Consider the following 11,701-nt stretch of genomic DNA (forward strand, 5'->3'; position numbering starts at 1 on the left):
ACTCATAGCCGTGATTGACAAGGCTAAAAAATAGCCAAACAAAAACCCCTTAACTTTGGCCGGTTCTAGGGGTTTGCGTTAAATATTTTTATTTGAAGTAAACTACCACCAACGCCTCAGCGGGTTTGTGATTTAAAAGGCTCATGTACCTAGCATGGGTCTTTTTATTATATATTAATTATACAGCTTTTTGACGACTTTTAGCAAACTTATTTGGTAAGTTTGTAAGTTAAAGGCCTATGCTAAACGTTTCAGAAGACCCCTTCGTATTAGTTTTAGCACCACGGTATAATCACTATAGCTCGCTTAGTTTAGGCAGTAGTTGTTGGTTTGTTAAAATGACGACTCCTCGTTGCTGATCAGGCTCGGTATAGTAAACCCCATCAGAGTAAGTAATTTTGCGTTGTAAGACTTTATGCTATCACCGTACAGGTACTTTATACAGACTAATTGTAAACAGAACGACAAACCAAATGATTGATAGTATGGTTGTCATCATTGTAGCAGGTGAGAATAGCAATATCAGGAACACACCTGCCATAAATAAGATAGTCAGGTAATTTGAAAATGGTGCAAACGGCATGCGAGATGGTATGTTGTTTGGAGATTTGACAAAAGGTTTCGCGTCATTCGGACTAGGTGTTACTTTTATTAATAAAATTGAATCAGTAGCAGGAATCATGGATAAGTTAGTGCACAATACACATAATTAAATTTCTAAAATGGCGGTTCTTGAAAATGGGGCTTCTTTTTATTTATATCTGTTAAATATTAATCCAGTTGTTCTAAGAAATCGTCGTATTTCTCTTTAATTAATGGTATTGATTTTCGGTATGAAGTGATAATGTCGATATTCAGTTCTTGAGATAAGTCTTCTTGAAAACCTTTTCCGGCATACGAAAGTTTTTTGACAAGTGGCTGTAATTGTTCTACTAATTGTTCTTCGTCATTATTAGATAGGGCAGTACAGAGGGTAGAATTAAAAATCATGGTGATTCTCCTTTTCGTCAATGAATTGTTTGATTGCCAATAAACTAGTTTTTTTAATTTTATTAACTGCTGGAGGCGTTATATTTAGTTGTTTAGCAACTTCGTTTTGTTTGTAGCCCTCAATGTAAATTCTATTTAAAATAAGTAATTGACGAGAAGTTAAAATAGTGCGCCAAGGTAAACTACGAATTAGGTTACTATCAATACTTTCTGATAATACTGGTAATTGATAAAGAGCTGACGTGTCGTCTAATGATGTATTTTGTTTAATTGTGTTATTAGTTTGTTGCTTCATATGGATACTTTTGAAATAAAGCGTTTTGTTGAGATAACTGAGAAATAAAACATAGGAAAAATAGTCTTGGAAGTCTTTATTAAGTTGTTTATTGAAAGTTGTAGTATCTATCATTGCGTTTTGATATTTTTTAATGAGTTCTTTGGTATTGGATAATGCCATAAAATTTGATATGATATTATTTTTGTTTTTTGACCGTTCTAGTTTTTCAATTGTGATATGTTTTTTGCTCATAGATTACCTCATATATTAGTTGATTGAAATTCTACACTTCAAATATATTGAAGTCAAGTCTATTTCAAATTAATTGAAGTAGTGTGATATAATTTAATAGAAAATGGAGGATTCTGAATGATGATGACAGTTTTTTCTAAGAATTTAAAATATCTCAGGTTAAAACATCATATTGAACAATTTGAATTAGCCCAAAAACTTGGAAAAAAAGGCGGCAGTAGTGTAGCCAATTGGGAAAAAGGGATAGCAGTTCCTAATCTTGAAGTGCTGCTCCAATTAGCGCATATTTTTGATGTTAGTGTTGATGAACTTGTTCAATATGCTTTATATGAAAAGCCATTTCCAAGCATTAATGGCATCTATTTTGAGTTAACTCGCGAACGGAAACAATCTGTGTACTATCATGCTCGAAAAGAACTAAATGAACAAAATAAAATTACTCAGTTTTCTGATGTTGTGGAAATATATGGCGCGGTTTCAGCTGGAACTGGTGAATTTCTAAGTGATACAGAATATCATGAAGCCGTCCCTTTTTCTGGAGAAATACCACCACATGATTACGCGGTAACTGTTAATGGTAATTCAATGGCGCCGATGTTTACAGATAAACAAATTATATTTGTTAATCGTACAAAAGAAGCACGAAGTGGCCAAATTGTGATTGCTAAATATGATGGGTCTAATGTATATGTCAAAAAACTGGTGATTGATGAACAGGGGTATCGTCTTGTTTCTTTGAATAAAGACTATGATGATTTAATTATTGATAATGACCATAACCTTGAAGTATTAGGGATAGTTGTTTTGTAAAAAGGTTGTGCACTGTTTTTGAAATCAGTAAATTATGATATTGCTAAAAAGCAGTAAGATAACTTCTTACTGCTTTTTTAAGTGCGTCAATTTGTTTTGTTTGGCAAATGAATAGCTAATACAGTTAATTTTTAGATCAAAAACAGCTTTTACTTGAAGTAGGGTTGAAACAAACAACAGCCACTACAATAAGATTCAGAAGAAAGGAGGAGAAATTAACGTGCTGAAATTAAAAATTAGAATGATTGTGCTGATTGCAATGTTCTGTGTTCTATCCGGCATGACAATTGACAAAGTTAAGGCATCAGTAAATCACGATGGTAACATTGATCAAAGTCAGGTGATAACATGGTTTGAAAATCATGAAGGAAACCTAACGTACTCAATGTACGGATCTCGTAATGGTATTGATGGGACAGCCGATTGTTCTGGCAGTATGACACAGGCCATTTATGATGCTGGTGGAAAACAATATCAATGGCTTTATAGCACAGACTATCTTCACGATTATTTGTTAGATAATCATTATGCCCTGATAGCAGAAAATAAAGATTGGATAGCCCAAAAAGGAGATATTGTAATTTGGGGCAAGCAGGGTGAGTCAGGTGGTGCCTCAGGTCACGTTGGCATCATTTCGAGTAACGATCCGAATGCTAATTTTTTAAGTACATCCTATTACACTGGCGGTCAGCTTGGTACGGCTGTTCAAAATATTAGCTATAATGATTTTGCGCATCTGGATAGTTTTCCGTATACTTACGTTTATCGTTACGTCAAACCAGATGAGTCTAAAATGAAGGACATAGGCGTTCAAACTGTACATTTCAATCAAACATTTGAATTAAATTGGTATGATTACTGGCATGGTGAGTGGTATGCTATTAACAATTTGCTCAGTATTCCAGTAACAGATTACAACAATTATATGCCATTGTCCGGAATTGTTCTCACTAATAAATGGGGCCAACGTTTAACCAACCAATATGCGCAAATTGGGAAACGACAGCGAGAATACTTCCAGTTAGTTGGACACTACAAGATCCTTAGTAATAGTGGTGACACAATGGCAATTGAAGTGGCTGGGGAACCAGTCTGGATTAAGGCAAAGTACGCTGTTAAGGATTAACAAAGGAGGGTATATGACAACAACGTTAATTATTTTTTTAACTTGGGCTATTGTAAAAGCTTTAAAAGCTGCCAAATTATCTAATCGCTATTTACCACTAATTGCATTACTAATAGGGATCATACTTAGTTTTATTATTTCAGTTTTTATCCAAAATGATAATCTTATTGCCAATTTATTGGTTGGTGCTTGGTCGGGCGTTGCTTCAACTGGGGCAAATGAAACAGCAAACAAAAGTATGAATGCTATTGTATCGACTGTTGGCAATCTGATTACAAAGTCTAAGTAATATTAGAGTCTCTATCATGTGATAGAGACTTTTTGTATGTTTGGTTTAAAAAAATAAATTTTAAAAGCGCATGAGGTTAATTTTTTGCAGAAAGCTGCCTTTTATATGTTGTAAGGTTAAACATGACGTCATATCTTTACAAAAAAATTAAAGTAGGTAAAATACATTATGGATTCAATGGTATTGGCAACACAAAAGTGGTTAAATAAAACGTACGGTTCGGTACCCAAGTACAAGTCGGTTCCTGAAACAGGCAATACAGGTTGGCCCACAATTTACGGCCTAATTCGTGGGATGCAACACGAATTAGGCATTGCTTTACAAGATGAGGCACCAGCGTTTGGTGAGGCAACCTCAGCAGCATTTGATAAAAAAGTAGTCCCTAACTTAAAAAATGGCTATAAAAGTAATTTTGTGTACCTCATTCAAGGCGCCTTCTGGGCAAAAGGTGTTAATCCAGAAGAATTTACGGGTGTCTATTCGGCACATACAGACCTAGCTGTTAAAGCATTACAAAAAGATGCAGGAATTCCTGCAAATGGTATATTAGATTCCCAACTGGCGCAAGCTTTGTTCGATATGAGTGCTTTTGTACTCGTTAGTGGTGGTGATAATAACATTCGCCAAATGCAACAATATTTAAATACTAATTATCGTCAGTATACAGGAATTCTACCAGCGGATGGTATTTATCAACGTGCAACGAATACGGCCTTAATTTATGGTGTCCAAGTTGAACTGGGATTAGGGAATGTTGCTAATGGCTTTTGGGGGCCGACAACAATTGCAACCTATAATTCAGCTTTTGCCAATGGTTTAGGTGGTAAAATAACTCGCTTGGTGCAATATGCGTTATATGTTAACATGAAAGAATATTTGGCTACAAAGGGTACTACTGGCCCCGCAATTACGGGCGCTTTAGATGGCACGACGCAAAATATTTTAAGTCAATTCCAAAGTTTTATGATGTTAGATCCGGTTCAAAAAGGGCAACCAGATAGTACAACGATGTATTCATTGATGTTATCTAGTGGTAATCCAGCTCGAAATTTCTTTGGTATGGATACTTCTTATCAGCTAGATAGCAGCATGATTAAAGCACTTGTGGCTTATGAAGTGAATTACGTTGGTCGATATTTGACAGGTACGGTGGGCAGCGGCGCCACAAAAAGAAATAAAGACCTGACGTTGAACGAAGCACAAAATATCATTAAAGCTGGCTTGAAATTGGTACCAATTTATCAAGATAATAATCCTGATTTGAGTTACTTTAACTATGATCAAGGCTTTAAAGATGCACGCTTGGCAGTGGATGCTGCGCTCACTATCGGTATTCCTAATGGTCATACAATTTATTTTGCTGTTGATATGGATATGACCGACGAAGAAATTACTGCAACAGCGATTCCTTACTTCCAAGGAATTGCCGCAGGTATTAGTCATTATAACATTGGCGTCTATGGAACAAGAAACGCTAGTTCACGCGTCTCACAGGCAGTGCCTGCAGTACTTTATAGCTACGTTTCTAATATGTCAACAGGATTCTCAGGTAATCTGGGATTTTCACAACCAACCAATTGGGCCTTTGATCAATTCTTTGAAGATGGTGTCGGTGTAGGACCGCTACCAGCGTTGGATCGTGTAGCAGTTTCAAATATAGATAAAGGCGTTACGAGCTTAGGTAAAGCAACCGCTAGAGATTGGGTGGATGATACAAGTTGGGGTTTGATTAAAAACTTGATTGCTAGTGGCAAGTTAGTTTATAATGGGCCAACATACACGTTAACTGAGTCTAATCCATTTTTAAAAATTGATGTGTCCTATAAAGCCGCCCTATCTGTAGGGAGTATGCCTATTTTAACGCCAACTGTTGCGATTAAAAATGGGAAAATAGATTCGTCATTATTAAATTATTTAGTTAGTGTTGGTGGGCCTATTAATGGGTTTGTTTTGTCAGGCACGCTCGATAAATATACTGCAGGTATTAAATCAGGATATATCAAGGTTGGTATCGACGGCACATATAAATTAAGTCAAGGTACGCCAGGGGTGCATATGATGGTAGAAGTAACTGGAAAAGACCCAAAGGCTGCAAAACAACCTGGAGAAATTGACTCAGCAGTTGTGTTTGATATTTATATGAACAATTCACCATTGGCGTTTGCAGCTATGGCAAAATGGACTGCTGAGGATGAGGCAAAGTTTAAGGCGTCATTAGATAGTACACTCAAAGTAACAGCCATTGCAGGTGTTGTGGCTCTGTCAGTATTTGTAACTGTGGCATTAGCGCCGGTAGTAGCTACTTCAATATCAGCTGAAAGCATTGTTACAATTATGAGAGTAGCTTTTTCATCATTAGGTAGAATTCCAGCAACTTAACACTAAAAAATACTTAAATAACGTTATGAGCGAAATGTAATGTTATAATGGTATTTATTTACTAAGTAGAGGAACTATTTTATGTTGAGTGATTATAATTTAAAACGGAAACAATATTATTTAATGATAAAGTCTGTTGTTAAAACACCTATAGTAGGTAATCTTTTATTATTATCATTGGGGCTGCTTATCAGTATTTGGGGACTATCTACAGATATGCACTTATGGTTCTTGTTACTTCTTATTTTGTTAATTTTTTTGATTAGTACCTATATCGTATTAGTTATTGGTACTAGTAAAAGTTTTCGAATTTTTGAACAAGAAGTTTCTTCTAAAGATATTATAAGTGATTCTCCGAAATTAATTTTAGATTTTTTAGAAGATCGAAAGAGCAATGCGTATCACGTACAAGGAGTATATGAAAATAATGAAAATATTATCATTGAGTTTTCACCTTATTTTTTAAAAAAATCTAAAAAATATACCCCAGTAATTGCTATGATGAGTAAATTTGCCGAAGATTCTACTTGGGGAAGTATTTTAGAATCACCTGATGCTATGAAAAAATTAAAACAACTAAAACAAATTTCAGAAAAAAATGAATCAAATAAAATGAGATATTTAGGAAATCATGTTTACTATTTTAACCATGTGGTAGAAAATGTATAATTAATTTTGTCTTGTGAGCATAGTTAATTGGGATAAGTAGAAATAACTAAAACAAGTGCAAAGAGATGATGTGAACTCAAAAATTCATTAACTATTAGACTCAGTGAGGAGTTGTCGATATCTAAATCGGTGACAAATCGTTGAGTTTTTGTTTGATGTGATTAGCAACGAAGAGTCTGAAATCATGAAATGTTTTGCACTTTTTTGATGAAAATGGTTATTTTTAATATTCAAAACTAGCTTTCAATCGGTGCGGTAACTATTTGAATCAATGGCACATATAGATTAAGTCAAGGTACGCCAGGGGTGCATATGATGGTAGAAGTAGCTGGAAAAGACCCAAAGGCTGCAAAACAACCTGGAGAAATTGACTCAGCAGTTGTGTTTGATATTTATATGAACAATTCACCATTGGCGTTTGCAGCTATGGCAAAATGGACTGCTGAGGATGAGGCAAAGTTTAAGGCGTCATTAGATAGTACACTCAAAGTAACAGCCATTGCAGGTGTTGTGGCTCTTGTGGCTGTTGGCGCAGTCGCAATTTTACCGGTGACTGCAGCTATAGCTAGAAAAGGCGTTGTATCTATCTTAGAAAAATCTCTTGGTATGTTGTCAGCAGCATGAGTTTACCTCTTATTAAACAACAAAAATGATGACTTACTATGTATAATGGTTAATAGTATAAAGTTATGAGGAAAACATAAATGATAGAAGAATACCAGCTTGAACGGCATAAACATTATTTAAAAATGAAAAGCATGTCGGTGTTGGGAGTACTTATTGCTATTTTGATGATAACGCCAATGTTACTTGTGATATCCATAATTCTTATTTGGGACATTAGTAAGATCATGACAATAATAGTAACCATAATTTATCTCTTTTTGATATTTTTCTATGTAACAAACATTATGCATATGTATGATAATCTGAGAGTTTTAAAACAACCTATTTATGAAGATAATATTTTAAAATCCTCAGAAGCGGTAATTGTACATTTTTTATTTGAGCCAACGGATAAAAAATATATGGCACTTTCTGCTTTCGAGACTAATGACTCTGTTTTGATTGAATTTGCACCCTATGTGCTGTATCAAACAAATGATAAGTATAGGCCGATAATAGCTAAGATAGACAAATCAACTCCAGAGTGGAGGAAAATATCCGCTTCGGCGCACGCCATGAAAAGTTTTAATTCAATAAAGCTTGTAGCTAAAGGCAACATTGAGCGACCGCTAAGGTATATGACAAATCAAGTGTTTTATATCGATAAAACCACGATATAAGAAAAGTGATATCTTAAAAATTCTTTTGATCATTTTGTCGAAAAGAAAATAATTAGCAAAAACGAGTTAGTAGACCATGAATATTATCGTAAGTTCACTGAAGCTACGGTCTCCCTATTTGAATACAGTGAAAGTGGCTATAATCTTAGTCCCATACGTAATCAGTTTAAACCAAATTAGAGTATCTGTGCCAAAAAGCGTAGGTAAATCAGACCGTACGTAAACATATTCAGTGTTATGATTTGGAATATTTAATTATAAGGTGGTTAATTATATGTTTGATGAATATATAAATCAAAGAGATGCGGTCTATAAAATAATTGCTAGTAAAAAGAAAGACTTTATTAATGTAATGGTTGTTTGTTCTATATGTTGCTTGATTGCCATATTAATGAGTGTGATTGTATTTGGTAAAAATCCATTATTTATAACAACAATACTAGTAATTATGACAATATCTATTAATATTGTTAACATTGGCATTTTGATACTTCTCATTGGCTATCTTAAATTTCTGAGCACGCGTCAAACAAAAAAAATAACAAAAATTGATATCACTAATATGGCAGAATTAGACAATAAAGTTCAGGCCATAAAAAATAATTATAATTTATTTGGTGTTTATGAGAATAATGGACAATATTTGCTGGAATTTATTCCGATTGATTGGCGACGGGAATCAATACTGGCATTGATTTCTAAAGAAAGTCTACTCTCTAGCGAGAATAGTGCTATTTTCTCTAAGATGATAGCACATGTTAAACGACGTGGTCCACTTCTTAAGCAAGTAAACACGCAGTATATTATAGAGCGAGTAATGTATATTAATGGCAGAAGTAACTAAAATTCATGATTGACAGCGCAGGCAAAATATCTAACAGGTGGCAAGTAATTTAGAATACTTGCCACCTGTTTATTATTGCGTTGATGGCACATGATATTTTAACAGTCATAGACCATGAAAGTATATTCATGATCATATTAAAAAATCCTATTTTTAGGATAGTGACGTATCACTTTTAGACGTGGCATAACTGATCAATGTAGAAAAGAGGAAATATGTCGAACAAACAAACAGAGTCAGTTCCATTTTCAATTATGGAAAATAAATATTACGATTTGGATAAAAAACAGTTTTTATGATAAACAGTATGGCCCAATCCTCTTTTAGTTTGAAGGTAAGTATGTCCATGGATCTACGTCAATAAATCGGACACGCATTCTACTTTGAAGGGTCATTGTTGTTCAAAGGCCACTGGGGTTAAATACCTAATTGCCCCGTGAATACGTTTACGATTATACCAACCTTCAATGTATTGGAACAGTCGCATTTTGGCTTGTTTCGCCGTCTGATAACTGCTAACATAAACTTCTTCTTTCTTGAGCGTGGCATGAAACGATTCAATTTCGGCATTGTCGTAGGGTGTCCCTTTACGACTGTAACTTGTTTTCAAAAGCAAAACCAGTATATTGACTGCCTAAGTCGGTGCCCTTTAATTTGGCGATTCAATGTCGCGTTATTCAGCGCTTTGATCACCAAATTAGCGTCCATTTTAGTGGCATTAGACATAACCAATAATCCGCCGACTCCAAAGATCCATGACACTAGCCAAATAAGTCCAACTTTCTTTAATGGTATAAACATAAGTGATATCAGTTAACCATTTTTGATTCATGCTTGTTGTCCTAAAGTCTTGATTTAACAAATTTACGCGGTCAAAAATAGCCTCATGATTGTTTGCCGGACGATATTTTTTAACAGTGATTGATCGCCAACCATGTGCGGCCATAATCCGCTGCACCCGTTTAATACCGACAGCTAAATTGAGTAAAAATTGAATTTCAGGTGCACCATAGATACCGTTAGCATCATGATAAAGTTGATCAATCGCTTGCGTGATGGCTTGTGTTTCAATCATGCGTTGTGAAGGGGTATCATTGATTAAACTGTAGAAAGTCGACCGTGCAATACCTAACAAAGTTGTTGCTAATTTGACTTCAAAACCGCCATCTTGAATAAATTGGACTAAATCGGACGTTTTTATTTGTCGATTATTCCGAAGATGGCTAAGGCTTTTTTTAAGATATCAACCTCTGATTCAGCTTTCAAAGCACGCTTTTCAAGCCTTTTGATATCGTCATCTGTATAGGATTTTGAGGGAGCGGTGTGACTTTTATTTGTCCATTTGTAAATCGTTGTGACAGACACGCCATAATCTTTAGCTAATTGGCTAGCTGACGTGCCAGAATGATAAAGATCAATGATTGATTGTTGAAATTCAGGTGTAAATTTTTGCGTCATGGGTTATTCTCCTACGTCTATTATATCGTAGTAGAAACCGTGTCCATGTTTTTAGACTAACACCAATAATGAATCGTTTATTTTTTATCTAACTCTGATGATTAAGAATATTTAAATTGTTGACGTTTTCATTATGGTTTGGTAAAATAACGAAAAGTGAGAATGAAATGAAGAAGATTATTTTAGTAAGTACCATGGTTTTATCAATTGGATTTTTTTATTTGTCAGAAAATCAAGTTTCCGCCTCTAATACGACGAGTATTTTTCATAAGAATGTAAACACGATGGATAATGCTATGAGTGATTCAGTGACAGCTATTGAATTACCAGACGGTGGATTTTTATTTGGTCCAGGTGTATTTGAAGCTGAAAATAACGCTGGTGCGAAAGTTTTTATTGACCCAAAAACTACATCTTACAAAGTTACAACTGTTGGTCAAGCAAAGAAAGATGAAGGTATTACAAATAAAACTGGTGTATTAAAAAACTCGACATTAACCACGTCATTTATTGCTTTGCCGACTGGTGGTTCAGTGAGTCGAACTAGTGTTTCAAGTACAAACTATACACTTTACGCAAATCAAGGTTACTCGGAAGCCATGCAGGGTCCAGCATGGCGTTATGCAAAATATTTGTTTAAGCCATCCTCGGGAACTGGAGATTTACTACAATGGCGAACATACGAAGATTCAGGGTTAGTTGGAGCGGCACCAGAAGTTGCTTCGCATCAAGCATATGCTCTTTATCCAGGTCAGTCTGTGTGGGCAAAAGCCAAGACTGCTTCTGGCGCCTTGGCTGGAACCACGTTTGCCTCAATGTCACCAAGAGATGGATCTTATTATTATGTCTTGAATCAATAAAAAGAGTGAAAGAAGCTAATATCGTGACTACAAAGAGAAAAAATATAAAGATAGTTTCTGCATTATTGATATTAGCAGCTAGTATTGTGGTGATTGTTAGTGAATATCAGTTTAATAAAAATCAAAGTATTAGTCATGATGTAAGCAGAGAATCTACGACAATAATGACAACTAATCCAAAGACAGATGTCACAAAAACAACGAACGACAATGAAATGAACACAAATGATGTCCGTGAAAGCCTTCCTAAAGAAGAACAATCAGACATTGGCGACTCAAAAGTCACAGCAGATCCTCGTGGAAACGGGGCTTTCATTGGTTCAGGTGTTTTTACAAAAACCTACAAAGATGGTACAGTTGAAGACTTTGATTCAGATACAAAACAGTATACGATCACTCACAAAGGACCTAATTGGCAATCAGAAATTGAAGCGGATAAAAATAATCAGTAACTGACTTTG

Annotated in this window: 13 protein-coding genes and 1 pseudogene; 11 read left to right on the forward strand and 3 right to left on the reverse strand. The window is 35.0% G+C overall.

Going from position 1 to position 11,701, the window contains the following annotated elements:
• Positions 1-581 precede the first annotated feature (581 nt).
• On the forward strand, positions 582-713 hold the full coding sequence (locus tag AB3K24_RS00095) for a hypothetical protein (RefSeq protein ID WP_367972998.1): 132 nt from the start codon (positions 582-584) through the stop codon (positions 711-713).
• Positions 714-771: 58 nt separating this feature from the next.
• Here AB3K24_RS00095 and AB3K24_RS00100 read toward each other — a convergent pair whose 3' ends face one another.
• Positions 772-990, reverse strand: a complete 219-nt coding sequence (locus AB3K24_RS00100; RefSeq protein ID WP_367973000.1) for a hypothetical protein — start codon at positions 988-990, stop codon at positions 772-774.
• A complete protein-coding gene (locus AB3K24_RS00105; protein WP_367973002.1) occupies positions 980-1,519 on the reverse strand; it encodes a sigma-70 RNA polymerase sigma factor region 4 domain-containing protein in 540 nt (179 codons plus the stop codon). The genes AB3K24_RS00100 and AB3K24_RS00105 overlap by 11 nt, the downstream gene beginning before the upstream one ends.
• A 117-nt stretch (positions 1,520-1,636) precedes the next feature.
• On the opposite strand from AB3K24_RS00105, the gene AB3K24_RS00110 reads away from it, so the two are divergent.
• From AB3K24_RS00110 to AB3K24_RS00145, 8 genes are all read left to right on the forward strand, one after another.
• A complete protein-coding gene (locus AB3K24_RS00110) occupies positions 1,637-2,329 on the forward strand; it encodes a S24 family peptidase (RefSeq protein WP_367973004.1) in 693 nt (230 codons plus the stop codon).
• Between the two features lie 220 nt (positions 2,330-2,549).
• A complete protein-coding gene (locus AB3K24_RS00115; protein ID WP_367973006.1) occupies positions 2,550-3,455 on the forward strand; it encodes a peptidoglycan amidohydrolase family protein in 906 nt (301 codons plus the stop codon).
• Positions 3,456-3,468: 13 nt separating this feature from the next.
• Positions 3,469-3,744: a phage holin family protein gene (locus AB3K24_RS00120; RefSeq protein WP_367973008.1), complete on the forward strand. Its 276-nt coding sequence runs from the start codon at positions 3,469-3,471 to the stop codon at positions 3,742-3,744.
• 168 nt (positions 3,745-3,912) lie between these two features.
• A complete protein-coding gene (locus AB3K24_RS00125; protein WP_367973010.1) occupies positions 3,913-6,123 on the forward strand; it encodes a glycoside hydrolase domain-containing protein in 2,211 nt (736 codons plus the stop codon).
• Positions 6,124-6,204: 81 nt separating this feature from the next.
• A complete protein-coding gene (locus tag AB3K24_RS00130; protein WP_367973012.1) occupies positions 6,205-6,792 on the forward strand; it encodes a hypothetical protein in 588 nt (195 codons plus the stop codon).
• Positions 6,793-7,104: 312 nt separating this feature from the next.
• On the forward strand, positions 7,105-7,416 hold the full coding sequence (locus AB3K24_RS00135) for a hypothetical protein (RefSeq protein ID WP_367973014.1): 312 nt from the start codon (positions 7,105-7,107) through the stop codon (positions 7,414-7,416).
• A gap of 80 nt (positions 7,417-7,496) precedes the next feature.
• The gene (locus AB3K24_RS00140) at positions 7,497-8,078 is read left to right on the forward strand and encodes a hypothetical protein (protein ID WP_367973016.1); all 582 of its coding nucleotides are present in this window, start codon (positions 7,497-7,499) and stop codon (positions 8,076-8,078) included.
• 274 nt (positions 8,079-8,352) lie between these two features.
• A complete protein-coding gene (locus AB3K24_RS00145; protein WP_367973018.1) occupies positions 8,353-8,922 on the forward strand; it encodes a hypothetical protein in 570 nt (189 codons plus the stop codon).
• A 391-nt stretch (positions 8,923-9,313) separates the two neighbouring features.
• Here the strand turns inward: AB3K24_RS00145 and AB3K24_RS00150 are convergent.
• A pseudogene (locus AB3K24_RS00150) lies at positions 9,314-10,380 on the reverse strand (IS3 family transposase).
• Between the two features lie 167 nt (positions 10,381-10,547).
• Between AB3K24_RS00150 and AB3K24_RS00155 the strand changes: the two are divergent.
• On the forward strand, positions 10,548-11,240 hold the full coding sequence (locus AB3K24_RS00155) for a hypothetical protein (RefSeq protein WP_367973020.1): 693 nt from the start codon (positions 10,548-10,550) through the stop codon (positions 11,238-11,240).
• 23 nt (positions 11,241-11,263) lie between these two features.
• Positions 11,264-11,692 (forward strand): hypothetical protein, encoded by a 429-nt coding sequence (locus AB3K24_RS00160; RefSeq protein ID WP_367973022.1) that lies wholly within the window; start codon positions 11,264-11,266, stop codon positions 11,690-11,692.
• The last annotated feature ends 9 nt before the right edge of the window (positions 11,693-11,701 follow it).

This window comes from Leuconostoc aquikimchii (genome assembly GCF_040838325.1).
In the GTDB taxonomy this organism is placed as follows: domain Bacteria; phylum Bacillota; class Bacilli; order Lactobacillales; family Lactobacillaceae; genus Leuconostoc; species Leuconostoc aquikimchii.

Coding starts and splice junctions, on each gene's coding strand:
- AB3K24_RS00130 (WP_367973012.1), top strand. CDS start 6,205: ATGTTGAGTGATTATAATTTAAAACGGAAACAATATTATTTAATGATA.
- AB3K24_RS00110 (WP_367973004.1), top strand. CDS start 1,637: ATGATGATGACAGTTTTTTCTAAGAATTTAAAATATCTCAGGTTAAAA.
- AB3K24_RS00125 (WP_367973010.1), top strand. CDS start 3,913: ATGGATTCAATGGTATTGGCAACACAAAAGTGGTTAAATAAAACGTAC.
- AB3K24_RS00105 (WP_367973002.1), bottom strand. CDS start 1,519: ATGAGCAAAAAACATATCACAATTGAAAAACTAGAACGGTCAAAAAAC.
- AB3K24_RS00120 (WP_367973008.1), top strand. CDS start 3,469: ATGACAACAACGTTAATTATTTTTTTAACTTGGGCTATTGTAAAAGCT.
- AB3K24_RS00155 (WP_367973020.1), top strand. CDS start 10,548: ATGAAGAAGATTATTTTAGTAAGTACCATGGTTTTATCAATTGGATTT.
- AB3K24_RS00145 (WP_367973018.1), top strand. CDS start 8,353: ATGTTTGATGAATATATAAATCAAAGAGATGCGGTCTATAAAATAATT.
- AB3K24_RS00140 (WP_367973016.1), top strand. CDS start 7,497: ATGATAGAAGAATACCAGCTTGAACGGCATAAACATTATTTAAAAATG.
- AB3K24_RS00135 (WP_367973014.1), top strand. CDS start 7,105: ATGATGGTAGAAGTAGCTGGAAAAGACCCAAAGGCTGCAAAACAACCT.
- AB3K24_RS00095 (WP_367972998.1), top strand. CDS start 582: ATGCGAGATGGTATGTTGTTTGGAGATTTGACAAAAGGTTTCGCGTCA.
- AB3K24_RS00100 (WP_367973000.1), bottom strand. CDS start 990: ATGATTTTTAATTCTACCCTCTGTACTGCCCTATCTAATAATGACGAA.